This is a genomic window from Roseivirga misakiensis (assembly GCF_001747105.1).
Taxonomy (GTDB): domain Bacteria; phylum Bacteroidota; class Bacteroidia; order Cytophagales; family Cyclobacteriaceae; genus Roseivirga; species Roseivirga misakiensis.
This window is the reverse complement of record NZ_MDGQ01000005.1, coordinates 815,279-839,906: the sequence shown is the minus strand read 5'-3', so window position 1 is coordinate 839,906 and position 24,628 is coordinate 815,279. Positions and strand designations below refer to the sequence as shown.

The 24,628-nt window shown below is 40.6% G+C and carries 21 protein-coding genes; 15 read left to right on the top strand and 6 right to left on the bottom strand.

The genetic code is table 11. The annotated features are described in order from the left end of the window. The first annotated feature begins 5 nt into the window (after positions 1–5). Positions 6–713 carry a tRNA1(Val) (adenine(37)-N6)-methyltransferase gene (locus BFP71_RS11395; protein ID WP_069835591.1) on the top strand — a complete coding sequence of 236 codons (708 nt, stop codon included), beginning with the start codon at positions 6–8 and terminating at the stop codon, positions 711–713. A 79-nt stretch (positions 714–792) separates the two neighbouring features. Further along, positions 793–1,536 (top strand): polyphosphate--glucose phosphotransferase, encoded by a 744-nt coding sequence (gene ppgK / locus BFP71_RS11390; RefSeq protein WP_069835590.1) that lies wholly within the window; start codon positions 793–795, stop codon positions 1,534–1,536. Between the two features lie 8 nt (positions 1,537–1,544). Here ppgK and BFP71_RS11385 read toward each other — a convergent pair whose 3' ends face one another. Next, complete coding sequence (locus BFP71_RS11385; protein ID WP_141719743.1) at positions 1,545–2,222, bottom strand: hypothetical protein; 678 nt, start codon at positions 2,220–2,222, stop codon at positions 1,545–1,547. Between the two features lie 105 nt (positions 2,223–2,327). On the opposite strand from BFP71_RS11385, the gene BFP71_RS11380 reads away from it, so the two are divergent. After that, positions 2,328–4,676 (top strand): transglycosylase domain-containing protein, encoded by a 2,349-nt coding sequence (locus BFP71_RS11380; RefSeq protein ID WP_069835589.1) that lies wholly within the window; start codon positions 2,328–2,330, stop codon positions 4,674–4,676. On the opposite strand, the gene BFP71_RS11375 is transcribed toward BFP71_RS11380, so the two are convergent. After that, positions 4,673–6,016 carry a saccharopine dehydrogenase family protein gene (locus tag BFP71_RS11375; protein ID WP_069835588.1) on the bottom strand — a complete coding sequence of 448 codons (1,344 nt, stop codon included), beginning with the start codon at positions 6,014–6,016 and terminating at the stop codon, positions 4,673–4,675. The two genes, BFP71_RS11380 and BFP71_RS11375, sit on opposite strands and share 4 nt — an antisense overlap. Positions 6,017–6,139: 123 nt before the next feature. Here BFP71_RS11375 and BFP71_RS11370 point away from each other — a divergent pair, with 123 nt between their 5' ends. Both BFP71_RS11370 and BFP71_RS11365 read left to right on the top strand, forming a co-directional pair. Beyond that, positions 6,140–6,625, top strand: coding sequence for a cytidine deaminase (locus BFP71_RS11370; RefSeq protein ID WP_069835587.1), 486 nt, complete (start codon positions 6,140–6,142; stop codon positions 6,623–6,625). Positions 6,626–6,628: 3 nt separating this feature from the next. After that, positions 6,629–7,285 (top strand): alpha/beta hydrolase, encoded by a 657-nt coding sequence (locus BFP71_RS11365; protein ID WP_069835586.1) that lies wholly within the window; start codon positions 6,629–6,631, stop codon positions 7,283–7,285. Here BFP71_RS11365 and BFP71_RS11360 read toward each other — a convergent pair. The 3 genes from BFP71_RS11360 to BFP71_RS11350 all read right to left on the bottom strand — a co-directional run bounded on the left by BFP71_RS11360 (position 7,270) and on the right by BFP71_RS11350 (position 10,730). After that, on the bottom strand, positions 7,270–8,268 hold the full coding sequence (locus BFP71_RS11360) for a sugar-binding domain-containing protein (RefSeq protein WP_069835585.1): 999 nt from the start codon (positions 8,266–8,268) through the stop codon (positions 7,270–7,272). The two genes, BFP71_RS11365 and BFP71_RS11360, sit on opposite strands and share 16 nt — an antisense overlap. Before the next feature lie 220 nt (positions 8,269–8,488). Then, entirely contained in the window at positions 8,489–9,178 is a 690-nt protein-coding gene (locus tag BFP71_RS11355) for a response regulator transcription factor (RefSeq protein ID WP_069835584.1), read from the bottom strand. Continuing rightward, a complete protein-coding gene (locus BFP71_RS11350; protein WP_069835583.1) occupies positions 9,171–10,730 on the bottom strand; it encodes a sensor histidine kinase in 1,560 nt (519 codons plus the stop codon). The genes BFP71_RS11355 and BFP71_RS11350 overlap by 8 nt, the downstream gene beginning before the upstream one ends. A gap of 136 nt (positions 10,731–10,866) precedes the next feature. Between BFP71_RS11350 and rpsF the strand changes: the two genes are divergently transcribed. From rpsF to BFP71_RS11310, 8 genes are all read left to right on the top strand, one after another. After that, the gene (rpsF, locus tag BFP71_RS11345) at positions 10,867–11,229 is read left to right on the top strand and encodes a 30S ribosomal protein S6 (RefSeq protein ID WP_069837053.1); all 363 of its coding nucleotides are present in this window, start codon (positions 10,867–10,869) and stop codon (positions 11,227–11,229) included. Then, positions 11,226–11,477 (top strand): 30S ribosomal protein S18, encoded by a 252-nt coding sequence (gene rpsR / locus BFP71_RS11340; protein WP_069835582.1) that lies wholly within the window; start codon positions 11,226–11,228, stop codon positions 11,475–11,477. Before rpsF ends, rpsR begins: the two co-directional genes overlap by 4 nt. 20 nt (positions 11,478–11,497) lie before the next feature. Further along, positions 11,498–11,941 carry a 50S ribosomal protein L9 gene (rplI, locus tag BFP71_RS11335; RefSeq protein ID WP_069835581.1) on the top strand — a complete coding sequence of 148 codons (444 nt, stop codon included), beginning with the start codon at positions 11,498–11,500 and terminating at the stop codon, positions 11,939–11,941. 349 nt (positions 11,942–12,290) lie between these two features. Then, on the top strand, positions 12,291–14,234 hold the full coding sequence (locus tag BFP71_RS11330) for an alpha-1,4-glucan--maltose-1-phosphate maltosyltransferase (protein ID WP_069835580.1): 1,944 nt from the start codon (positions 12,291–12,293) through the stop codon (positions 14,232–14,234). A gap of 9 nt (positions 14,235–14,243) precedes the next feature. Further along, on the top strand, positions 14,244–15,866 hold the full coding sequence (locus BFP71_RS11325) for a hypothetical protein (protein WP_069835579.1): 1,623 nt from the start codon (positions 14,244–14,246) through the stop codon (positions 15,864–15,866). A 2-nt stretch (positions 15,867–15,868) separates the two neighbouring features. Next, positions 15,869–17,812, top strand: a complete 1,944-nt coding sequence (gene glgB, locus BFP71_RS11320; RefSeq protein ID WP_069835578.1) for a 1,4-alpha-glucan branching protein GlgB — start codon at positions 15,869–15,871, stop codon at positions 17,810–17,812. 11 nt (positions 17,813–17,823) lie between these two features. Then, entirely contained in the window at positions 17,824–20,250 is a 2,427-nt protein-coding gene (locus BFP71_RS11315; protein ID WP_069835577.1) for a DUF3536 domain-containing protein, read from the top strand. Between the two features lie 205 nt (positions 20,251–20,455). After that, positions 20,456–20,839, top strand: a complete 384-nt coding sequence (locus BFP71_RS11310; protein WP_069835576.1) for a hypothetical protein — start codon at positions 20,456–20,458, stop codon at positions 20,837–20,839. 175 nt (positions 20,840–21,014) lie between these two features. On the opposite strand, the gene BFP71_RS11305 is transcribed toward BFP71_RS11310, so the two are convergent. Beyond that, positions 21,015–21,323 (bottom strand): isoamylase early set domain-containing protein, encoded by a 309-nt coding sequence (locus BFP71_RS11305; RefSeq protein ID WP_069835575.1) that lies wholly within the window; start codon positions 21,321–21,323, stop codon positions 21,015–21,017. A 243-nt stretch (positions 21,324–21,566) separates the two neighbouring features. On the opposite strand from BFP71_RS11305, the gene BFP71_RS11300 reads away from it, so the two are divergent. Together BFP71_RS11300 and BFP71_RS11295 are read left to right on the top strand one after the other, a co-directional pair. Beyond that, positions 21,567–22,547, top strand: coding sequence for a GSCFA domain-containing protein (locus tag BFP71_RS11300; protein WP_069835574.1), 981 nt, complete (start codon positions 21,567–21,569; stop codon positions 22,545–22,547). Further along, positions 22,540–24,573: a thioredoxin domain-containing protein gene (locus tag BFP71_RS11295; RefSeq protein WP_069835573.1), complete on the top strand. Its 2,034-nt coding sequence runs from the start codon at positions 22,540–22,542 to the stop codon at positions 24,571–24,573. The genes BFP71_RS11300 and BFP71_RS11295 overlap by 8 nt, the downstream gene beginning before the upstream one ends. Positions 24,574–24,628 lie beyond the last annotated feature (55 nt).

The window sequence follows — 24,628 nt, the reverse complement described above, 5'->3', positions numbered from 1 at the left end:
CCGATTTGGCAAATACCTACTTTCAGTTCAAACAATTCCGAATAGAGCAAGATAAGGCCGGTATGAAGGTGACCACCGATGGTTGTCTTTTTGGCGCGCTGATCCAACCTGTACCAACAGGGACAATATTGGATGTAGGTACTGGAACAGGGCTATTATCCCTTATGCTGGCACAAAAAACTAGTGCCCAGATTGAAGCCATAGAAATAGACGAATCTGTGGCAGAACAAGCAAGCCATAATTTCAGGACTTCGCCTTGGGCAGGTCAATTAAAAGTGCACACTACTAGTCTACAAGCATTCAATCCTTCCAGAAAATTTGATCAGATCGTTTGTAACCCTCCATTTTTCAAAGGAAATGCACTCGGAAAATCAAAAGTCAAAAATCAGGCGGTGCATGACCATACCCTTCCAATGGAGATCCTCTTAAAAAGATGCAACGATCTACTTCATGATCAGGGATCGCTATGGCTTATGTACCCACCATATGAAATGAGCCTATTCAAAGAGATGGCTTTAAAGGTTGGGTTCATGGAAGCAAATAGTATCAGCATTAAAAACACAGAGGGAACCTCCGCTATACGCGTAGTGACTGCATTTAGTAAAAAAAAGGAGTCGGTAAAGAAGGATTCAAGTATTGTTATCAAGAAAGCAGACCAACAGTACACACCAGAATTTATTGAACTATTAAAACCATTTTACCTCCATTTATAAGGTCTTTTGAGCAAGTTATCCCATACACTTGCAGCCACTGATAAAATCTAATACCTTGTGCCCCTTTCTAAGGAAACGCATGGATATTTTAGGTATAGACATCGGTGGTAGCGGTATAAAAGGCGCCATTGTTGACACACAAACGGGACACTTAATTTCTGAAAGATTTAGAATTCCTACGCCAGAAGGTAGAAAACCTGATGATATGGCGTTGGTGATCAAACAGATACAGGAAAATTTCCATTGGAAAGATAATATTGGAATCGCGTTTCCTACAGTAGTTGTCAATGGCAAGGCAAAGTACCATAGCAATTTGCATGAAAGCTGGAAGGGAATGCAAATCGACGACCACTTCAGAAATCACTGCAATCAAATATTTAATGTCATTAATGATGCAGATGCTGCTGGACTAGCTGAAATGAAATACGGCGCTGGCCGCCACCATAGTGGTTTGGTCTTAATGATTACTATTGGTACAGGACTGGGCAGCGGATTGTTTTATGATGGTGTACTTATTCCAAATTTCGAATTAGGCCATCTATACTATAAAAAAGGCCAAAATATCGAGCACTATGCAGCCGATTCGGCCCGAAAGAGAGAAAAACTAGACTTTGATGTTTGGGGAAAAAGGCTCAATAAGTTCTTAACACATGTGGAACGAATTGTTAGCCCTGACTTTATCATTTTGGCTGGTGGGGTTAGTAAACACATCCATAAATTCAGAGATCAGATTACTATCAAAACCCCGTTTGTTGTTGGGGAAAAGGAGAATAATTCGGGGATTATTGGTGCTGCAGCTTACGCCGCTGATCATCATAAATAGCAATAGGATTACCTCTCAAACCCTAGAGATTCCAAAGATTCTGGAGTACCAATAAGCTCAGCTTTGTTTAAAAAGCGTTGCATGCCTAGCATCACCTCAAAGTTGGGTTGATGTAAGTGTTTAGGAATCTTATAAATCCTCTCATCTTTTCTATCAAATGGAGTTGGCACCTTAGAATTGAACAAATGAGGCATTAGGATTTTAGAGCAACTGAAAGCTATCCTATCGAATTCATTTTCTTTGATATGTCGGGTAATACGTTCATTTATCTGTTCAAAGAAGATAAGGGTCTTGGCCAAACGCACCCTAGAACCCGCTCGAGATTTACCTTTAGTCTTTAAGTGCTTCAGCTGACTCTTTCCTTGTTTTTTACGCACCATATAGGCCGATAGCACCTTGTGTTCAAGACAAGTTTCTCCTTCAAAAACACCGACTGCTGCGCTACCTGTCTGCACTAAAAGCATTAAGTATTTTACCTGATAATCTGGATCAATATTACCCTCATTTACTTTAATGGTAATGGGTAACCTTAACTTGAATTCAGTTGCAGTATTGGTGAAAAGAAATTGATGTTTATCAAAATCATAACCAGCTTGGTAATCACTCATTTTGAGTTTTTCTACCAAATCGATCGCTTCTTGGCGGTTCAGAAATATACTCGATTGCTGCACATACAATGTTCTCAAATTTGAACTACAAAACACAGCTTTTTCAATGAAGAAAGTGCAGAAGATTATTTTCTATATTAACTTATAAGAAGCACCTTCGCATCACGTTATCTAGCTACCCACATGACCAAAGTAAAACCTAAACGAAAAAAGATACTCAAATGGCTTTTGGGCATCTCTCTTGTCCTAATTACGGGCTTGATCGGGTTTTATTTCAGTGTTTATTGGGGCTTTTGGGAGCCTTTAGCAACAAAAGAACAGCTTTCTGACATTCGCCAAAGTGAGGCTACTGAAATCTTTGCTGCCGATGGCGAACTTCTAGGCAAATACTTCATATTTGACCGTCAGCCGATCGACTTTGAAGAGATTCCCAAGCATTTAATTGACGCGCTCGTAGCCACGGAAGACGCGCGCTTCTACGAACATAACGGCGTAGATAGACGCAGCCTACTTAGGGTGATTTTCAAGACTATCCTATTGAGAAATGAATCTTCTGGAGGTGGAAGTACAATTTCGCAACAACTCATAAAAAACTTATACCCACGTCAAGATCATGGCATATTTTCAATGCCAGTATCTAAAACTCGAGAATCTATTTTGGCCGTCCGGCTTGAGAAAATTTATAGTAAAGAAGAAGTCATTACTCTATACCTAAACACAGTTCCTTTTGGTGATAATACCTTTGGAATAGAGAGTGCTGCCGAAAAGTTTTTCAGTAAAACCGCTCAAGAATTAACATTAGAAGAGTCAGCAGTCATCGTCGGCATGCTGAAAGCCTCCCATAGCTACAACCCTCGCCTATTTCCAGAGAGATCGAAACTCAGGCGCAATGTGGTAATGAACCAAATGAAAAAATACGGCTACTTGACCGAAGAGCAGTACCAAATAGCGTCCAATACGCCATTGGAATTGAGTTATACTCCCTACAGCCATAATCAAGGTACAGCAGCTTATTTCAGAGCCAATCTCCGAAAAAAGGTACAGTCGTGGTTGAAAGATTATAATGACTCAGTTGGAACCAATTATAATCTATACACCAGCGGACTAAAGGTTTATACTACACTGGATTATGGCATGCAAAAACTGGCAGAGGAATCGCTGACCGAACATCTGACTCAGTTGCAATCGGACTTTGAACAGAGCTATGGTCAACAAGCCCCATGGTACAGAAATAAAGACATTTTAAAAGATGCCGTTTACAAATCGAACGTCTACAAAAAACTTAAGGATAAAGGATTATCTGAAAAGGCAATACAGGATTCTTTAAGTGTAAAACATAATATTGAATTGTGGGATTGGGCAGGGAAAAAACTGGTAAAAGCAAGCGCCCTTGATAGTATTAGACATTATACCAAGTTTCTAAATGCGGGTGTACTGTCCGTAGATCCTTTTGCGGGAGAAATTAAGGCTTGGATTGGGGGAATAGATTATGAGCACTTTCAATACGATCATGTCTCACAAAGTAAAAGGCAAGTGGGTTCTACTTTTAAACCGGTAGTTTATGCAACAGCCCTGGAACAAGGCATAGAACCGTGCAAATTCTACTCCGCGCGACAGGTAACTTATACAAATTATAATAATTGGACGCCTGTAAACTCAGGCACGCCAGACTACGACAAACGCTACGCGATGAAGTCTGCATTAGCAAATTCGGTCAATACGGTGGCGGTGAAAGTAATGGAAGACGGCGGTATCGAAAATGTAATTGACTTGGCTGAACGAATGGGGATTGAATCCGAAATACCTCAAGTCCCTTCAATCGCCTTAGGTACGGCCAGTATTTCGATTATGGAATTGGCTAAAGCCTATACGAGCTTCCTAAATATGGGTAAACCTTCTACACCCTACTTTATCAAACGAATTGAGAATAGTAATGGCGAGGTCTTGGCCGAATTTCAACCAAAAGTAGCTGAAGAACCTGTTTTCTCGGAAAGCACAAGGCTAGCGATGTTAGAAATGATGAAAGGTGTTGTTAATGAGGGAACTGCAACTCGATTACGCTGGAAATATGGTTTGAAAAATGATATAGCAGGCAAAACAGGGACAACTCAAGATAACAAAGACGGCTGGTTTGTTGGAATTACTCCAAGGCTGCTCACAATTTCTTGGGTCGGTGCCGATGATTACAGAATAGGCTTTAGAACTACCGCGATGGGGCAGGGTGCTAATTCAGCTTTACCGATCTTTGGACTTTTGCAGCAGAAAATGATCGCACAAGGTGGTTTTGAACGCTACACCGATGCTCAATTTCCTCCACCGTCCATAGCCATCCAAAATATGATGAGCTGTGCCACGGAAAAGAAAACAGGGGTACTCAATCGCGTCTTCGTCAATAACAGCAAGCCTAAGGTGACGGAATTCGATTATACCCCAGAAACTGCCGAGCCTAAAAAGAAAGAGGGCATCCTGAAGAAAATCGGCAATATCTTTAAACGCAAGGACAAGAAAAAGAAGAAAAAAAGAGGTAGCTAGTCCAATACCACCTCTTCTTCAACAAAGTCGAAACCTAGCGTCTCAAGCTCCGCTAAAATCGGGTTATAGAATTCAGGAGTTATCGGTATTTGCACGCCTCTAGCTTCTATTTTGCCTTCCATGAGCAATTTAGTAGCAATACCCAATGGCAGGCCCACTGTTTTAGACATGGCAGTATCCATCGCGTTTTCACCATTAGCAACCATGGCCGACCTTATCCGTTTCGTTTTACCTTGCTCCTCATAGTCAAACAAATGCCACATTACGATTTGATCTTTTTGATCAGGGCTAATCGTCCATTTTTTCTTCAAGATGTGTTCAAGGATTTGAGCAGGAGTACCTTTCATTAATCCCACTGGCTCCTCATCAAAAAGTCCTAACCAATTTAGCTTATGCATTTCGGCTCCATCTTTATCTAAACCTAAGTAATGAGCAAGTTTTAGCTCCACCGAATCGTCAGGATTAAAGGATAAGAAAGAATTGATAAACTGCCTGTGCGTCATTTGAGTTACAGACTCCATTTCATAAGAGTCATCTGTAGCACCCAATTGAACAAAGATATCCCAAGCTTTACAGAAGCCCGGTCGTCGTAAAGTACCTCTGTACAAGGTTTGAATACCTTCTAGTTCATATACTTCCAAATATTTCAAAGAGTCACGATTCGCATAGCCCTCAAAATATCCATGACCAGGAATATGGATCATTTCTATTCGCCTGAAAAGCTTAGGATATGGAATGTATTTATAGCGCCCCTCTTGGATAAACTTAACCGTTCCTTGCCCTGCCAATACAACGTTTCTTGGATTCCAAGTAAAACCATATTGCCAAGGGTTATCATCTTTAGGATCAGGTGCCAGAAGACCACCAGTAAACGACTCGAAAGCCCGTAGCTGCTGCCCTTTTTCATTTCTTATAAAGTCGATCACTTTCTTTGCCGACATATGATCGATTCCGGGATCAAGACCACACTCATTTAAAAACAGAATACCTTTTTCTTTAGCCTGTTGATCCATGGCCTTCATATCTTCAGAAACATAAGAAGCTGTAATCAGATGTTTACCAAATTTCAGGCAGGTTTCGGCCACAGTCGGGTGGAATTTCGCAGGCAACATGGAAATCACCACATCGTTTTTAGCAATCAGCGCTTCTTTTTCATCGTCTTTATTGATATTGAAGGCAATCGCTTTCCCATTCGGGTGATTATTGACCTTTTCCTCAGCTAATTGGAGGGCGTAATCGGCAACACTCACCGTCCAACCTTTTTCGGAAGCTGCTTCAAGTAAATACGAAATAAGGGAAGTAGCGGAGCGACCAGCGCCTAAAACCAAGATATGATTCATAAAAAATTCTTTGAACTCGAATTAGGCAAAAACTCATTTAACTTCAAATGAATACTTGGAAATGCTTGCGGGCAACCTTGCTGACCAAACATTCGTATCTTCCTATCCGCTTGAAATTCAGATATGCCAAAAGAAATAAAGAAAGAACTTTCCCTCCGTGTTTTCCATAAAGATGAACTTGATGAAGAGGTAAGGTTATTAGTTGATAAAGCGCGCCATACTGCTAATAATGCAAGAGCCCCATATTCTAATTTTAAAGTTGGAGCAGCTGTTTTGCTCGAAGACGGTAAAGTCGTTTTAGGTAATAATCAAGAGAATGCTGCCTATCCCGCTGGCCTTTGTGCCGAAAGAGTAGCCTTTTTTGCTGCCAGCGCGAATCACCCCAAGTCTAAAATTTTAAAGGTGGCCATCGTTGCCCTTCAAATGGATGCTAATGAAAATAACATCCCTGCCCCATGTGGAAGTTGTCGGCAAGTAATGAGTGAGTATGAGGTGGAACAAAACACTCCAATTGAAGTATATCTGACAGGTGGAAAAGGCGACATTCTGATGTCCGAGTCAATTGATAACTTGCTACCTTTCAAGTTCTCTGTAGAACAACTTTCTTAATGCATGGAAAATAGAATTACTGTTCCTTTTCAGGCACGATATGAGGTCTTAGGGACACCAAGCTCTAATATTGAACAAGTTTGGTTCGTGTGCCATGGGCATGGCCAACTCGCCAAATACTTTATTAGAAAATTCGAAAAGCTTGATGATGGTAAAACGCTGATTGTAGCTCCTGAAGGACTGTTCAGGTATTATTTACAAGGTTTTACTGGAAGGGTCGGTGCCACTTGGATGACCAAGGAAGACCGGCAGAATGATATAGAGAACTACCTTACTTATCTATCGGCAGTCATGCAAGAGGTAAAAACGAGCTTAAACCCTGATGTTATGGTGACACTTTTAGGGTTTTCTCAAGGCGGCGCCACTATTTCCAGATTTGCGACGCAAACCGAGGTTCACTTTGATCGTTTGGTGCTTTGGGCTGGGATATTTCCACCAGACCTTCCGCCCTTGGCAAGTCATAGAAAACTCCGTGATAAGGAATGTATACTTGTTTATGGAACTGAAGATGAATACTTAACAGCGGGGCGAATCGCTGAGCAAGAAGGTATCGCCGAAACAATAAAAATCGTGCCCGAGACTCTGAAGTTCAAAGGTGGGCACGACATTAATGCAGAATTACTTGAGGTAATTAATCAAAGGCCTTATCGCCAAAATTGACTATCCCTTGCAAATTTTGTAACGATCTTGGATGGCACAATGGCGACAGGACCTGCATAAATGCCACCATTATCCCCGATATCTTCCACTCGAACAGCTATGGTATTTTTTCCTGGCTTGAGCAAGTTTCTCGGTATATCATAGAGTCTTAATTCGCTAAAACTACGCGATCGACCGATACGTTTTCCATCATTGGTTTCGCCTATTTTTACTCCATTGACAAAAATCTCGTCAAAGTCATCGATATAGCCACCAACCAATGTAAACTCTTTGATTTTACCACCTTCTGGGATTTCAAATACCTTTCTATACCAAGCAAAACCTCGGTAATTCCGTATGCCGATCGTTTTCCAGTTAGAAGGTACGATGATGTCTTCCCAATTAGAATCATCATAAACCTCATTGGCATATTCTTCTCTATCTCTTGTTCTGATTTTCCATACACCCTCTAAAGGATACATTTCGTTATAGGCGGCATCGGCTACTAGCAAGCCAACTTCGCCGCTATAGATTCCGCCTTCACCGCCTTTGTCGAAAACCCTGACAGCGATAGTATTTTTTCCATTTCTATCGATCAGCTGCGTAGGTATTCTATATTCTCTTTTGGCATTCCAAGCCGTAGAATAGTTGGGAGGAAAACTACCTGAAAAACCAATTTTAACGCCATTGAAAAACACTTCATCCACATCATCGATATAGCCAAGTCTCAAATAGTGACTTCCTTCTTTTTCGAATTCGTCACCGTCGATCTTTGTTCTATACCATGCGAAACCGTCATAACCATTGAAGCCTTCGCGCTCCCATCTTCTCGGTACATAAATCTCTTCCCAGCCAGAATCATCGAAATCCTTTTCGGCGTACTCCGCCTTGTCTCCGATGAAAAACTTCCAATCCCCTCTTAAATTATATAGTCTGTCGAGGTCCTGACCTGATACTCCGACAGTAATGAGAACTAATAATGATATGATAATTGTCTTATACATGCTTTGCGTTTCTAAAACTCAGCCCTCAAATTTTGAGTGGCTGAGTTGGTAGTAGTTTAGTTGTGTTAGTTTTAACCGTTGGGCTTTTGTTGTTTCTTTTTCAAACATACGGGCCATATTAAATCTGAATGTCATATGCCCGTAAAGAGATGTCACCAAATGTCACAAGTGACTAAAAAACTCTTTTAATCGCCTCAAACGCATGTTTTTTTTATGCTTTTTAGTTCAAAATAAATTTATACCCAACCCCGTGAACCGTCAAAATATGTTTAGGCTCATTAGGGTTTTCTTCTATTCTTTGTCTCAACCTCAAGATAAAATTATCTACCGTTCTGGTGGTCGGTTGGCTTTCATAGCCCCAAACCTTGTTCAATAAGTCATAACGACTAACCACCTCGTTTTTGTGTTCGAGCAAGTATTGTAATATCTCGTACTCTTTGTGAGACATTCTCACGTCGCCGGCTTCATTGGAAGCGGTAAACTGTGAGAAATCCACTGTGAGATTACCAATAGCTATTGGTCCAGAGACTTCACTCGCTGCCGAAGGTTTAAATCGGCGAAGTATTGCTTTTACTCGAGCAATTAATTCGCGTAAGCTGAAAGGTTTGGTGAGGTAATCATCTGCACCTAACTCTAAACCAAGTACTTTATCGATTTCTTCACTCTTGGCAGTAAGGAAAATGATTGGTGTTAACACGCCTTGTTTACGAATAGCCTTACAAACGTCGAACCCGGACATTTTCGGCATCATTACATCTAATATAATTAGGTCGAATTGACCATTTTGAGCTTTCTCCAAGCCCTCCTGACCGTCAATAGCCACTTCTACTTCATAAGACTCAAACTCAAGGTTGTCTTTGAGCCCAAGACGCATTGCAGGTTCATCTTCTACTATTAGAATTTTAGACATTTTCGTTTTTATGTAATGGGAAAAATAATTTAAAGGTACTGCCCTTTCCTACCGTGCTGGTCACTTCCACCTTACCTTCGTGGGCATCCATTATATGTTGCACAATGGTAAGTCCCAGGCCAGAACCCTTGGTGTCGTGAACATCGCCCGTAGGCACGCGATAAAACTTTTCGAACAATTTATCGAGTTGGTTTTTCGGGATGCCCATACCATGATCGGTAACAGCTACGTAAGCCATTTCGTTTTTTCGGCCAGATTCGATCACCAAACTTTTCTCATCTGGGCTATATTTCATGCCGTTATCTAAAAGGTTTACAATTACCTCAATTAGGGCTTCGTGATCGGCTTCTATATTTAGGATTTCGTCTGACAATTGAATACCATGTTTGAAGCCATTATTCTCAAGGTGGTAGGAGTAGGTATTGTAAACTTCTTCCACCACCGTATTTAAATCAACCGCACGTTTGTCATAAGTCCGCTTGCTCGCTTCAATTTTAGAAAAACTTAGGATTCGGTTGACCATATTTGTTAGGCGACCAACCTCTTTGGTTATAATGCCATAATATTCCTTCTTCTTATCTTCGGTCCTAACCCTATCCATTAATAGCGTCTCGGCAAACATATTTATCAAAGCCAAAGGAGTTCTTATTTCGTGAGAAACGTTCGAAACAAAATCTGCCTTCTTTTGAGCCAGTTTCATTTCTTGTTGGATGCTTCTGAAAACTAGAATAATACCGATCAGCATTACAATCATAAGTAAGCCGAGGGCAATGATGCTCTGTGTTTTCCTTTTATTCACCGCTTCTTGTATCGTTCCACCTGCCCGATCGATACCGATTTCGTACTTGGGCAGTAAATCGATCGGTTCGCTTTCATAGCTTCCGAATACGTTCTCTTTCGTGGAATAAACCACATAGCCATCCGAAATTCTTCGGCAAGTAAGAATAAAGTCTTCGCGGGCAATTTCTTGAAACTTTGGCACTAAGTATTGCTCAATCATCAGTACGGCATCGAAGAAATAAATACCAAATTTTGCTGACTCCCCAGAACCCAGCACGAAGAAGAAAAAATCTAATTCTTTCCCCTTGTTAAAGAACTGTTTATCGCTCTTTTCAATTTTCATGAAATCACCAGCTTCTTTGTATTGTAACAGCCGATCGAAGACACTTTGGTTTTGGTTAAAAATACTATCGGCAACGGATGTCAGCCCCCTTTTTTCATATTCCGGCAATGTATAAAGTTGGTCATCACCATCGGAGGCATCTTTCAAATACAAACCCCAAAAGAAGTTATAAGCGCTTAATTCTTCGAGCCATTCAGCATCGGAAACCACACCCAAATCACGATCCATCATCGTGGTGATATCCGAGACCTTGTCTTGCACACTTTGGTTGATAGAAAACAGAACAGACTCAAGCTGACGCTGATAGATTTTTTCAAGTTCGCGTTCGTCTGCTGTAAGGGAATTTAATTCGAAAACACCATAAACAATGACCGGGATGATCAAAATGAATAGAATGGCGATAAGAGGTTTGTTTGCGCGTTTTTTCAACCTAAATCTTCTTAGAATGTGCTCGAAAATACAAAAAGGATGGCCCTACAATTAATTCTGTGACAATCTTTTACAACCGATGGGTTTTTTAAGAGTATTTCATATCTTTGCAGGCCGAAAAACAAATACATTAAAAATGTTAAACAATTACGAGACAGTATTCATTTTAAATCCCGTTTTGTCTGATGAGCAGATGAAGGATGCTGTCGGCAGTTACGAGAAACTCCTGAAAGATAACGGAGCTGAAATCGTGAATTTAGAAATGTGGGGACTTAAGAAATTGGCTTACCCAATTCAGCACAAGTCTACTGGTTTCTACAATTTGATTGAATTCAAAGCCGACCCATCTACCATTGCAACACTAGAAATAGAGTTCAAGAGAGACGAGAAAATTATGCGATTCTTAACTGTAGCTCTAGATAAGCACGCAGTTGAGTACAACACCAGAAGAAAAGGTGGCGCTTTTAACAAGAAAAAGAAAGAGGAGGCAGCAGCATGACTTTAGTAAACGAACCAATCAATAGAGAGCAGCAAAGAAAAAAATATTGCCGCTTTAAGAAGAACGGAATCAAATACGTAGACTACAAGAACCCAGATTTCTTGATGGCCTTCATTAACGAGCAAGGTAAGATACTTCCAAGAAGACTTACTGGAACTAGCTTGAAGTACCAGAAAAAAGTAACGCAAGCTGTAAAAAGAGCAAGACACATTGCTTTATTGCCTTACGTAGCTGACGGATTGAAGTAGAACCCAAAACTGAAAAGACAATGGAAGTTATATTAAAGACTGATATTAAAGGTTTGGGCTACAAAAACGATACAGTTGATGTAAAACCAGGCTATGGTAGAAACTACCTTATCCCTCAAGGATTTGCGATTTTAGCGAGCAACTCTAACAAGAAAATGATCGCTGAGAACATTAAGCAAGCAGCACACAAAGCAGATAAAATCAAAAGCGATGCGCAAGCAGTTGCTGATGCTATCGGTGATGCAGCACTTGAGATTAAAGCGAAAGCTGGTGATAGCGGTAAAATCTTTGGCGCCGTGACTACATTACAAATTTCTGATGCTTTAAAAGCAAGAGGAGTTGATGTAGACAGAAAGAAAATCTCTTTCAAAGGTGAAGTGAAGATGTTGGGCGATTATGAGCTTGAGATTGATCTACACAAAGAGGTGAAGAAAGAATTGAAATTTAGCGTGATCGCTGAATAAGCAATAGATACTAAACACAGAAAGCCTGTCCATTTGCATGAACAGGCTTTTTTTATGCTTTTCAGGATGCGACACCGTCTCCGTCATCCTGAGTGAAACGAAGGATCTCACAATGACTTGGCGCTCTCAAGAGCCCTCCTCCTCAGACTATTTCACTCCTCCCCACTTGACATTATAGACACATTGAACTTACATTAGAGAATGGTCAATCAACCGTTTGCATAATAATTCAAGATGCAAGGCTTGAATAGACCATCAATTTTCCCTTATTTCCCAGAAAATCAGAAACTTAATTCTACCGAATTAACGCAAAAACATCAGCCAAAACCCTCTCCTATAGACTACAACAATGAAATCAGGACAAAGTAGAGTTGTAATAGAAAATGTAAGCCCCGAAATCAATTGCGGTTTGCATGCTTCCAAAAGAACTGTTGGACAGAAATTTCAAGTATCTGCCGATATCTTAGCCGATGGCCATGACGTGCTCAGTGCGCATATCAAATACAAATTTGGTAAAGCCAAAACTTGGCAATACGCCGCAATGCATCACGCTGGAAACGATGAGTTTGTCGGTGAATTTATTGCCGAAAAACAAGGCACTTACACTTACACTGTAGAGGCTTGGGTGGACTACCCCCTCACCTGGCAGCATAACATCGAGCGAAAAATTGCCGATAATCAACATGTAAATGTTGAGCTTTTAGATGGAGTTCAGTACCTAGAGACAGTTGCCAAAAAAAGCGCTAATGATAAAGCCTACGTTACCGAGCTAATTGAAGCCTTTCAAGACGAAAAAGCTTACAACTTTGCCATCGACGAAGCACAATCCAAAAAGCTTCACGATGTATTTCATAATCACCCAACCAAAGAATTTGCGACGACATATAACAAGGAACTAAACCTAGTTGTCGATCGGCAAAAAGCACTTTTTAGCACATGGTATGAGTTCTTCCCAAGGTCTACCGCAAAGAAAGAAGGTGCGCATGGAACATTTAAAGACTGCTTGGATGTATTGCCATATGTATCCAAAATGGGATTTGATGTAATTTACTTCCCTCCGATTCATCCGATTGGGACAGCCCATAGAAAAGGAAAAAATAACACCACCACGCCACTACCCGACGATGTAGGGGTGCCTTGGGCCATCGGTAATACAACAGGTGGACATAAAGATATACTTCCAGAGCTAGGGTCGTTGGCGGACTTTAAAAAAGTGGTAAAAGCAGCGGCTGATCAGGGCATTGAAATTGCCTTAGATTTTGCACTACAGTGCTCGCCAGATCACCCTTATGTCAAAGAAAACCCCTCTTGGTTTAAGTGGCGTCCAGATGGTACAGTTCAGTATGCTGAGAACCCACCCAAAAAATACCAGGATATCTACCCGATCTATTTCGAATCAGAAGATTGGGAAAACATGTGGAACGAGTTCGTTTCCATTGTTTTGTATTGGAATAAACTAGGGATTAAAATATTCAGGGTCGATAATCCACATACCAAACCATTTGGTTTCTGGGAATTCCTGATTGCCGAAGTCAAAAAAGTTGATCCAGATGTACTTTTCCTCGCCGAAGCTTTTACAAAGCCGAAAACAATGCAAAGATTGGCTAAAATTGGTTTCACTCAAGGCTACACATACTACACTTGGAGAAACAACAAAGCCGAGCTGATTGAGTATATGACGGAGCTTACGAAAAGCCCGATGAAAGACTATTTCAGACCGAACTTCTGGCCAAACACGCCCGACATTAACCCTTGGATACTACAAGGCGGCAATGAAAACCTCTACGTGGTTCGCCATATGATGGCCGCAACACTCTCATCTAATTATGGCATGTATGGCCCTGTTTATGAGCAGATCGACAACGCGGCTTACATCGGTAAGGAAGAGTATCTAAACTCGGAAAAATATGAAGTTCGGAACTGGGATTGGACCAAAACCAATAAGCTTACGCAGTTGATCACCAGAATTAACCAAATTAGAAAAGAACAACCGGCATTTCAGTTCACTAACAATATTGATTTCTGCACCATCGAAAACGACCAAATACTGGCCTATTTTAAGCAAAGCGAAGATGGTAAAAATAATATTCTCTGTGTCGTAAACTTAGACCCATACAACAAACAAGGTGGTTGGGTAGAAGTACCAAGGCATAAAATGGGTGTTTCGGGTGACACGCCTATGCGTATGACAGACCTTGTGACTGGAAACAGCTACATCTGGAATCAAGACTGGAACTTTGTAGAGTTAGATCCATATCAGGTGCCGTATCATATATTCTCTATTCACTTTTAAGATCTAGTCATGTCTTCTAAAGCCAATCAAAAAGCAATGCCATGGAACGAATTATTCTCAGAAGAGACCTACCGTTCTAGTTTATGCGACAAGATTCTACCAGAATACATGATGACGACGCGGTGGTACGCAGCCAAGACCCAAAAGGCAAAGACCTATCGCATAGAACAATACATGCCTTTTCTGCTAGAAGACGGAGCAACGGCTTTCTTGATCACTATTGAAGTCAACTTTCAAGCTGGGTTTACGGAGTACTATCTCATGACACTTCTTTTCACAGAAGATGTATCTGAAATAGACAAAAAAGGCAGAGTGCACCAAACTACGATTGGCGGAAAAAAGGGATGGATTATAGACGCTTTATATTCTGAAACCTTCAGAAAGGCGCTTTATGAGCAAATTCTTTTACAGAAAACGATCACAGACGGAAATACAAAACTTGTTTTTGAAAGAGGAAAAGTACTAAGGTCCAGACCCGAGTATGAGTCTTCTCAGGTCATGAACTTTGACCAAAGCAATACTTCGATAGAATACAATGGAAAGTTCTTCTTCAAAATGTACAGAAGGCTTTTCCAAGATGCCAACCCCGATCTTGAACTCACGAAATTCTTATCGGACGAAAGTGAATTCAAAAACAGCCCAGCTTACGGGGGTAGCGTTAGCTGGATCAAAAACCAATACGCTACGCTATCTCTTGGCATTATGCAGGAGAAAGTAGAGAATAAGGGTGAGGCTTGGAATCATACTTTAGATATGATGAAGGGCTATTTCGAAAGAATTGAAGCTACAGATATAGAAATAGCCGATATCCAAACGGTGAAGAGCTTTGACTTTAAATCGCCGGAAGAATTAAAGTCAGATTTTAGGTTACTCATTAGCGATGATGTGCTCAGTAAAGTGGAGCAAATTGCGCTTAGAATTGCTGAAATGCATGTGGCACTCTTTAGCAACAAAGTAGACACCAAATTCAACCCAATCGCCTTTAATGGTGACTATACCGTTTGGTTGAAAAATAGAATTATCTATCAACTCAACGCGCGATTCATACTGGTAGACGAGAACGTAGAAAAGCTTGACGGCCTAGCTAAACAGTATGCGCAAGAGTTCGTCGACCAAAGAGAAGAGATTACGAATAGATTCCTCGACTTTCAAGAAGTAGAACTGAACAGTAGTAGAATTAGAATCCACGGTGATTTACATTTAGGCCAAATCCTAATGACCGAATCCGATGATTTTTATGTCATTGATTACGAAGGAGAACCAGAAAGTACCATTAGAGATCGGAAAGTAAAGCAAACCCCGCTGAAAGATGTAGCTGGAATGCTGCGATCATTTCACTATGCGGTTTATGCGACCATTTTCAGTTCGAAAAACAACTTTAAGCTGTCACAAGAACAATTGTTCGAGGCAGGAGAAAAATATTATCAAGCGATTTCAGCTGTGTTTCTTAACAAATATGTAAACACGGCCATGACGAACAATTTAGACATTGGGTATCAGTCTGAAATACGCTATTTGCTGAAATACCATCTACTGGAAAAGGCAGTTTACGAAATCGGGTATGAATTAAAAGCTAGACCAGACTGGGTAATTATTCCATTAACAGGAATACGACAAATTTTAGAAGACTAACTATGGAACAACATCAATTTACCACTGCAAATTCCTTATTGACAGATTTTGATGGCGAGCTTTTCAAATCAGGAAAGCATTTCAAACTCTACGAAAAATTAGGCTCAAAGCTCATAGAAGTAGATGGCAAAAAAGGAACGCAATTTTCAGTTTGGGCACCCAATGCTGAAAAAGTCCAAGTAATTGGTGATTTCAATTATTGGAACGGCGAAGGGTACGAGTTATACCCGCGTTGGGATGGATCCGGTATTTGGGAAGGATTCATAGAAGGGATTGAAAAAGGAACCGTTTATAAGTACAAAATCCACTCAAACAACTTCGGCCAAATACTGGAAAAAGGCGATCCGTTCGCTATGTATTGGGAAGTACCGCCAAAAACGGCTTCAATCGTTTGGGAAACCGATTATAAATGGAAGGACAGCAAATGGATGAAGTCCAGAAAAGAGAAAAATGGACTCAACCAGCCATACTCGGTTTATGAAGTACACTTAGGCTCATGGAAAAGAGATAAAGACGGAAACTCCTTATCCTACAAGCAGCTCAGTAAAGAACTAGTATCCTATGTGAAAGATATGGGTTATACCCATGTAGAATTTATGCCCGTGATGGAGCATCCGTTCTTCGGTTCATGGGGATACCAGTGCACAGGCTATTTCGCGCCATCTTCTCGTTATGGAACACCAGACGAATTCATGGCCATGATTGACGCTTTCCACAAGGAAGAAATTGGTGTGATCCTCGATTGGGTACCATCACATTTCCCGAGCGATGCGCATGGACTTTTCAACTTCGATGGGACTCACCTATTCGAGCATGCCGATCCAAGACAGGGGTATCACCCTGATTGGAGTTCTTACATCTTCAACTATGGAAGAAATGAAGTCAGGGCCTTTTTGATCAGTAGTGCCATGTATTGGCTAGATACCTTCCACACCGATGGTTTGCGGGTAGATGCCGTAGCTTCGATGCTCTACTTGGACTATTCAAGAAAAGAAGGAGAATGGGTACCTAACCAGCATGGAGGACGAGAAAACCTAGAGGCAGTAAGCTTCTTAAAAGAACTAAACGAAACCGTATACGGTGAGTTAGACGGTGTTCAGACGATTGCCGAAGAATCAACATCGTGGCCATCAGTATCCAGACCTACTTATGTAGGAGGTCTTGGATTTGGTATGAAATGGATGATGGGCTGGATGAATGATACTCTTGAATACTTCAAAAAAGACGCCTATTACCGTCAATACCACCAAAACAATATCACTTTCAGTTTAAACTATGCGTTTACTGAAAACTTTATGCTGCCACTCTCACATGATGAAGTGGTGCATGGCAAAGGACCGTTACTAGATAGAATGCCAGGCGATGAGTGGCAAAGATTCGCGAACCTTCGTTTGTTATACGCTTACATGTATACACACCCAGGAACTAAGCTGGTATTTATGGGTGGAGAAATTGGTCAAACTACAGAGTGGCAACATGACTATTCCATTCCATGGGATCTTTTAGATCATGCACCGCATAAAGGCATGCAAGCGTTAACGAGAAAGCTTAACACCTTATTGAAAAACGAGAAGGCCCTTTATGAAAATAGCTTTAGTGCCGAAGGATTTGAATGGATTGAATTAAATGACAACCAAAACTCAGCTCTCAGCTACATTCGAAAAGGTAAAAATGCTAAAGACAACCTAGTGGTCGTTTGTAATTTCACGCCAGTGGTGCGCGAAAGCTATCGTATAGGAATTGATGGCGGTGACTGGGAAGAGATCTTTAACTCTGATGAGAAGGAATTCTGGGGAAGCGGGGTTCTAAATGAAGGGCTTATAAAATCAGAAGCCACACCGCAACATGGCCGAGTTAAATCACTAGACCTAAAACTGCCTCCTTTAGGCGTTATCATCTTAAAACAAAAGGCTAAACCAGCCAAAACAACAAAAAAGAAAAAGTAGAGTCAGCGTAGATGGATAGATACTTATGTATACACGGGCACTTTTATCAGCCCCCGAGAGAGAATGCTTGGTTAGAAAAGATAGAAATTCAACCGAGTGCTTTCCCTTACCACGATTGGAATGAACGAATTACGCGAGAAAGCTATTACCCAAATGCCTTTTCGCGCGTGCTCAATGACGAAGGCAAGATCATTGACATTGTAAATAATTACTCTAAAATCAGCTTCAATTTTGGACCAACCGTGCTTTCATGGATGGAACAACACGCCCAAACCACCTATCAAGCAATTCTAGATTCTGACAAGGAGAGCATGCTCAATTTTGGAGGACATGGATCTGCTGTGGCACAGGTTTACAACCATTTGATTATGCCTTTGGCTAATCGAAGGGATAAGGAGACGCAAGTAATTTGGGGAATTGAAGACTTTAAGAATCGATTTGGTCGAATGCCAGAAGGCATGTGGCTAGGAGAAGCCGCCGTTGATACGGAGACACTCGAAATCATGGCCGATCAAGGGATTAAATACTCCTTACTTGCGCCAAGACAAGCCGCTAGATTCAGAAAAAAAGGTGCTAAAGACTGGATAGAGGGTATTGATTCAAACAAGCACTACACCTATAATCTACCAAATGGTAAATCGATCGCATTGTTCTTTTACGATGGTCAGCGATCGCAAAATGTAGCGTTTAAAGGAATTCTACAAGATGGCAAGCGCTTCGCCCATGACTTAATGGAAGGCTTTCGGCAAGAATCCGATCGGCAATTCGTCCATATTGCCACTGATGGCGAAAGTTACGGGCATCACCATAAAAACGGGGACATGGCTTTAGCCTATTGCCTCCGTTATATTGAAGAGAACAATCTTACCAAAATTACCAATTACGGGCAGTATCTATCTCTATTTGAACCAGAATATGAAGTTCAAATTCACGAGAATAGTTCTTGGAGCTGTGTTCACGGAGTAGAAAGGTGGCGAAGCAATTGCGGCTGCCATACCGGTGGTGAAGGGCACTGGCATCAGAAATGGCGTGAACCGTTAAGGACAGCCTTAGACAATGCGCGCGATAAAATGATCAATATCTATGAAGAAGGGTTAGCTAAATTCACAGATGATCCTTGGGGTATGCGAAACGATTATATACGAATCGTACTCGATCGCTCTAAACCCAACCTGAATAGATTTTTAAAGAAACATATCAAAGTACAACTCACAGATAATGAGCGAACTCATGTGATGAGAATGCTGGAAATGCAGCGAAATGCCATGCTCATGTATACCAGTTGTGGTTGGTTCTTCAATGACATTTCAGGAATAGAAACGCTACAAATTCTACAGTATGCATGTCGCGCGATTCAACTAGCCGAAAGTGAGTCTAATCATCGCTTTGAAAATGATTTCATAGAAGATTTAGCCAAGGCAGAAAGTAATGTAAAAGAAGAAGGTACTGGAAAAGATATTTATCTAAAGCACATACTACCTTATCAATTATCGCTTACCCAAGTGGGCATGCACTATGCTGTCGCCTCACTTTTTGCCGATAATCCACAAAGTCTTACCGTCCTGAATTACGATTGTAAGAGCTTATTTTTCGAAAGGAAGAGTGCGGGACTTCAAAAGCTCGCTTACGGTACCACCGTGGTTAATTCTAAAGTAACTACCTCTAAGAAAGAATTCAGCTTTGTGGTGCTTTATCTCGGTCAACACCATATTATCGGTGGAACCTGTAAGCGATTAACGACAAAAGAATTCAGCCCAATATCTACGGCCTTAACGGATGCATTCGAAAAAAGTAATGCGGCTTTAGTGGTGGATATTATCAAGGAGAAATTTAGAGCACATACTTTCTCATTCTTTGGCATGTTTAAGGATGAACAAATGAAGCTGCTCAATCAATACTTGGCAGACAGTGAAGATTTAGCTTATGATTCCTATCGTAAAATCTATGATAGAAACTATGGTATCCTTAATGTAATGAAGGGACAGAAGCTTCAAATCCCTCCTACTTTGAAACAAAACATTGACGATGTTATCAATATCGAGTTCAAAGACCTATTCACGAATGGTCACTTTGCCATTGAACGCATGGAAGAGCTTGTGGAAGAAACACTCAAATGGGATGTAAAACTCAATGGTGAATTAATCAGTGCTAAGCTTAATGATCGTTTGGATCATATGTTTGGTGAGTTCCAGAAAGACCTATCGAATTATTCGATTCTTGAGGAAATTCTTAAAACGATGAAGCTTTACAAGAAGGTACACTTGAGTCCGCTCTTAGTAAACCTACAGAATAACGTTTTTGAGCTGAGTAAATCATTAATATCAAAAGAAGGAAGCCCAACCGATGCTAATCAAGTAGTTGTCGAACTACTGGAGCAAATTGCACAAGAAATCAATATTGATTTGAGCTTTATCAAAAGTAATCCGGTGAGCGTCTAAAGATTTTAGAATTACAAGCTTGGCGATACCACATTCGTTCGAATGTGTTCCAATACCAATCATAAGGTGTACGAAAATCGTACACCTTTTTTCGTTCAAAAATGCACACATGATTTTATTACACTGATTTACAGATACTTACAATTTGTGGCACAGCCATTGTAAATTAATTGGCAGGTCAGTTAATAATTAAAAAAACAAAATCATGAATAGCCCAATAGTCAAAAACAACAGAAGCCCGAAAGTCAAAAACGTAAGCGCTTTAATCGCTGTATTGCTTGCAGCAGTTACACTACTTCAAGCTGGTAACTTGAAATCTGAAGATTTAAACAGCACTAAGATGTCAGTGATGGAAGCACAACTCATCGCTGAGGTTGAGCAGTTCTACGCTGAAGAGGAACTAACCCTAGAAGAAGAAATTTACCTAGAAATGGAAGAACAAGTTGAGCAAGTAAGCATCTTCGATAACGAAAACAACCTTGTTTCAACTGGAAACCCTGCAGAAGATAACGAATTAAGAAAGCTTGTAAACAAAGCAGATTACATGAGCGAATTTGCTGGTAAGAAATACTACAGACTTTCTGAATAAGAAAACAACTATCTAGTCAATAGTTATTAGGGTTAAATCTTGGTTTAAAGCCGGTCAGTCGATCGGCTTTTTTTATGCCTTATGCTGAACCATTTGGTATAAAAAAGGAAAAGCGGCCATCAATCGACAACCGCTTTAAGCTCTCAATGAGAACTACCTATGGATCTTTATAGCTTTAAAGCGCTACTACAGAATTATCTTCGAAAGTGAAGTTGTTAGGAACGTATTTATCAGCCGCCCAATCATTCTCCCAAACCTTTCCGTCGATTAAATATCTGAACTGATACTCTTTTCCAGTCTCAAGCTTTACAGTCGCCTTAAACGCTCCAGACTTTAATTTTTTCATTTCAGTAGCAGTTTCATCCCAGTTGTTGAAATCACCTACCAATGTTACCTGACTTGCTTCAGGAGCTGACTCTGCTCCGAGTTGGAAAGTCACGTTTGCCTGCGGCTTAGTCTTTAAAAATTGTTTCTTAATGCTCATTTCAATAAAATTTACAATTCAAAGGTTTTAAGATATGGCTGTGACAACAAAAAAAGTCTTAAATATATAGTGAAACGTTTGCACTGAGAAAGAGATGTAACCACCTCTATTTCAGGGGATTCAGAATAACAAACGTTTGTTTTTCAATTAAACAAACGTAATCGTTTCCATAAACCCACCAACTGATTCTACGATAGAACAAAAACTAATAACTCAAGCCAAAAACTTGCTCTATCTTTAGGTATGTTTCGCACCGAAATTGAAGACATAAGACACCCAATATCACTAACACATACGGATAGTATCCTAACCATGGGGTCTTGTTTTGCCGATGAAATTGGTAATAGGCTTTCTACTAACAAATTCAAAGTGCATGTCAATCCCTTCGGCACCGTATTTAACCCATTATCGCTTTTCGAACTTATTGAAGGAGCATTAGGTTCATTGGACGGTCTTGAAGACGCTTACTTAAAAAGGGACGGCCAATATTACAACTACAAGTTTCACTCGTCGGTCAGTCATGAATCTAAAATAGGTTTACAAAAGCACATTGAATCGAAGTTTTCCCAAGTAGCACAAGACTTAAAAAAGGCTGACGTACTATTTCTAACATTCGGTACAGCTTGGGTGCATGAAATTGCCAAAAGAAAGCTACTGGTGACCAACTGTCACAAAATGCCCCGAAAGGAATTCAACAAACGGCTTTTAGATGTACAGGAGATCATTCCAGCTTTCTTTACCATGAAGGAACACCTTCAAGCGGTAAATCCAGATTTACAAATAGTGCTTACTGTAAGCCCCGTGCGCCACACAAAAGAGACATTAGCCCTGAACAATGTTAGTAAATCAGTTTTGCGATTGGCCTGTCATTATCTCTCGGATATGGCTGAAGATGTGCACTATTTCCCCTCTTACGAAATTATGCTCGACGACTTAAGGGATTATCGTTTTTATGAAAAAGACCTAATTCATATCAATGAGCAGGGTATTGACTACATATGGCAGGTCTTTTCAAAAACTTATTTCAGTAAAAAAACACAAGACCTAGTCAATGAGTGGCAAAGTATAGCCAAGGCACTCTCCCACAAGGCTTTCAACCCAAAAAGCGGGAAACATCAACAATTCTTGAGAAACACTTTACAGAAATTAGAAGGCTTACAATCAAAACTCACTGTGAAACAAGAAATAGCGAAAGTCAAATCCCAACTCAACATCAATGGCTAACCATAGATTTACGAATAGGCTTTCAGAGGCCAGTTCACCTTACCTCTTACAACACGCCCATAATCCTGTCGATTGGCACCCATGGTCAGAAGAAGCCTTAGCAATTGCCAAAACAGAAGATAAACCGATCATTGTAAGTGTTGGCTATTCAGCCTGCCATTGGTGCCATGTGATGGAAAGGGAAAGCTTTGAAAATGAAGACATAGCTGCCATTATGAATGAGCACTTCATTTGTATAAAGGTAGATCGAGAAGAGCGACCAGACGTGGATCAAGTTTATATGGATGCAGTCCATGCGATGGGCTTACAAGGAGGCTGGCCATTAAATGTATTTCTGCTACCCGACCAAAGACCTTTTTACGGAGGCACTTATTTCCCTCCACAAGGATGGGCCAAACTTTGTAATCAAATTGGAGATGTTTTTAAAAACCAACGGGTGGAGCTAGAAAAATCTGCAACCGGTTTTATGCAGACGCTTGGTAAAAGTGAAGTCGAAAAGTATGGCCTCCAAGTTCAAGACAATGGCTTTTCCAAAGAAACTCTTCGTGAAATGGCTTCAAAGTTTGCCCAGAATTTTGACCTAAACAAAGGAGGAAATAATCGAGCACCAAAGTTCCCTATGCCTGTTACCTACGGATTTCTACTTAAGGAAGGAACAATCAATGAAAACCAGTCGTCACTCGAACATGTAGTCCGAACGCTTAACCATATGGCCTGGGGCGGATTATACGATCAAATCGGTGGTGGTTTTACGAGATATTCAACAGACATGGACTGGTTTGTACCGCATTTTGAAAAGATGCTGTATGACAATGGTCAATTAGTTTCCCTTTACAGCGAAGCCTTCCAAAAATTTAAAACACCATTATATCAAGACATTGTCTATCAAACCATAGATTGGCTAGAAAGAGAAATGACCAGCCCTGAGCATGGATTTTACTCCGCCCTTGACGCGGATAGCGAGGGTGAAGAGGGGAAATTCTATGTCTGGCGAGATGATGAAATTCAAACAATACTAGGCCCAGATGCCGAAATTATAGCGGACTACTATAACATTACTGGTGGTAATTGGGAGGGAAATAAAAATATACCATATCGCTCGGGAGACGAAGAATCAATAGCTCAAAAACACCAAATGAGTGTCGATGAACTCCAAGACGTGGTCGTGGCGGCTAATCACAAACTCTTACAGGCAAGATCTTCTCGCATAAGGCCAGGTCTGGATGACAAAATATTAACGGGTTGGAATGGGCTGATGCTCAAAGGGCTTTGTCAAGCGTTCGCTGTTTTTGAGGAAGAAAAATTCTTGCGGATGGCCTTGAAAAACGCCCAATTCATTATCGATCAAGTGTACACCGATGGTTTATTGAAACGTAACTTCAAAAATGGTCAAGCGAGCATTGAAGGCTATTTAGAAGACTACGCGGCGGTTATTGAAGCATTCATTGCCCTTTATGAAGTTACATTTGATGTAAAATGGCTCGACTACTCGGAAAAGCTGACTGAAACCACTTTAAGTAATTTCTTTGATCAGAAAGAAGAGCTATTCTTTTTTACCTCAGATCAATCGGAACGATTAATTACCAGAAAAAAGGAAATTTTTGACAACGTTATTCCGTCATCAAATGCCAGCATGGCACAAAACCTTCACAAACTCGGAATTCTGCTGGAAGAACCTCGCTATTCACAAATTTCGCTCCGCATGCTTCAGCGAATTGATAGAATTGTGACCATGGCTCCCCAGGACCTAGCTTATTGGGCCTCGCTTTATGCATTAAGGACCTATCCTACCGCTGAAATTGCAATTGTGAGCGATGACCCACAAGCCGCCATGCACGCGATCAACAAAAGTTTTATTCCCAATAAAATTTTAGTGGCTAAAAAACCGGAGGAAGTATCCAAACTGGCTTTACTTCAAAACAGAGCTCAGGTTAGAGAACAGACTACATACTACTTGTGCTATAACAAGGCTTGTCAACTTCCAGTGAATTCGGTAGATGAATTAATTGCTCAAATTAAAAGTTAACAAAAGAGCGTAGAAAGAACTTTTTCAATCATTAAATTCCAGCATATTCAAGTGA

Bases quoted from the DNA above. Each gene is read 5' to 3' on its own strand.
- ppgK (WP_069835590.1), top strand. From the start codon at position 793: ATGGATATTTTAGGTATAGACATCGGTGGTAGCGGTATAAAAGGCGCC.
- BFP71_RS11380 (WP_069835589.1), top strand. From the start codon at position 2,328: ATGACCAAAGTAAAACCTAAACGAAAAAAGATACTCAAATGGCTTTTG.
- rplI (WP_069835581.1), top strand. From the start codon at position 11,498: ATGGAAGTTATATTAAAGACTGATATTAAAGGTTTGGGCTACAAAAAC.
- BFP71_RS11295 (WP_069835573.1), top strand. From the start codon at position 22,540: ATGGCTAACCATAGATTTACGAATAGGCTTTCAGAGGCCAGTTCACCT.
- BFP71_RS11315 (WP_069835577.1), top strand. From the start codon at position 17,824: ATGGATAGATACTTATGTATACACGGGCACTTTTATCAGCCCCCGAGA.
- BFP71_RS11325 (WP_069835579.1), top strand. From the start codon at position 14,244: ATGTCTTCTAAAGCCAATCAAAAAGCAATGCCATGGAACGAATTATTC.
- BFP71_RS11310 (WP_069835576.1), top strand. From the start codon at position 20,456: ATGAATAGCCCAATAGTCAAAAACAACAGAAGCCCGAAAGTCAAAAAC.
- glgB (WP_069835578.1), top strand. From the start codon at position 15,869: ATGGAACAACATCAATTTACCACTGCAAATTCCTTATTGACAGATTTT.
- rpsF (WP_069837053.1), top strand. From the start codon at position 10,867: ATGTTAAACAATTACGAGACAGTATTCATTTTAAATCCCGTTTTGTCT.
- BFP71_RS11360 (WP_069835585.1), bottom strand. From the start codon at position 8,268: ATGTATAAGACAATTATCATATCATTATTAGTTCTCATTACTGTCGGA.
- BFP71_RS11330 (WP_069835580.1), top strand. From the start codon at position 12,291: ATGAAATCAGGACAAAGTAGAGTTGTAATAGAAAATGTAAGCCCCGAA.
- BFP71_RS11375 (WP_069835588.1), bottom strand. From the start codon at position 6,016: ATGAATCATATCTTGGTTTTAGGCGCTGGTCGCTCCGCTACTTCCCTT.
- BFP71_RS11370 (WP_069835587.1), top strand. From the start codon at position 6,140: ATGCCAAAAGAAATAAAGAAAGAACTTTCCCTCCGTGTTTTCCATAAA.
- BFP71_RS11305 (WP_069835575.1), bottom strand. From the start codon at position 21,323: ATGAGCATTAAGAAACAATTTTTAAAGACTAAGCCGCAGGCAAACGTG.
- BFP71_RS11365 (WP_069835586.1), top strand. From the start codon at position 6,629: ATGGAAAATAGAATTACTGTTCCTTTTCAGGCACGATATGAGGTCTTA.
- BFP71_RS11355 (WP_069835584.1), bottom strand. From the start codon at position 9,178: ATGTCTAAAATTCTAATAGTAGAAGATGAACCTGCAATGCGTCTTGGG.
- BFP71_RS11300 (WP_069835574.1), top strand. From the start codon at position 21,567: ATGTTTCGCACCGAAATTGAAGACATAAGACACCCAATATCACTAACA.
- rpsR (WP_069835582.1), top strand. From the start codon at position 11,226: ATGACTTTAGTAAACGAACCAATCAATAGAGAGCAGCAAAGAAAAAAA.